General features: G+C 47.8%; 1 pseudogene. It reads right to left on the bottom strand.

What is annotated here, in order from left to right:
• Nucleotides 1-395 (bottom strand): annotated as a pseudogene (locus AB4512_RS25420) (phosphate ABC transporter substrate-binding protein); the annotation flags it as partial.

Below are 395 nucleotides of genomic sequence, written 5' to 3'. Positions count from 1 at the left end.
ACATTCAACCCAACTTGAAAAGGTGGTATGGCCTTGCAGATTGTGGTCGATAGCGAAAGGCAACATGTGTGTGTCTAAGCTTTCTCCGTCACGAGTGTCACTGCTTGGTGTCCATTTAGGATGCTTAGGGTCGCTAGAACAACCAAACACATCGATAAGTTCAGCAACGCTGATGGATGTGGCTGGGTTATTCTCGTTCGCCAGGATCGCTATTACGTCTGCGGTAAACATCAGCTCGGTCGGTCTGTAGCCGTAGCGCATGTCGAACCTAGCCATCTCTTTGTCAGTCCACTTTTTGGAAGTAATACCAACACGTGAACGTTGCATGATCATCTGCTCAGGTACACTGTCACTCAACAAGATCTCTAAGTCGATCTCTTGGCTCTTAAGCAAGC

Source organism: Vibrio sp. 10N.222.52.B7 (assembly GCF_041474275.1).
Classification (GTDB): Bacteria; Pseudomonadota; Gammaproteobacteria; order Enterobacterales; family Vibrionaceae; genus Vibrio; species Vibrio crassostreae_C.
Note: the sequence above shows the minus strand (reverse complement) of the source record. Positions and strands in the feature narration are given on the sequence as shown.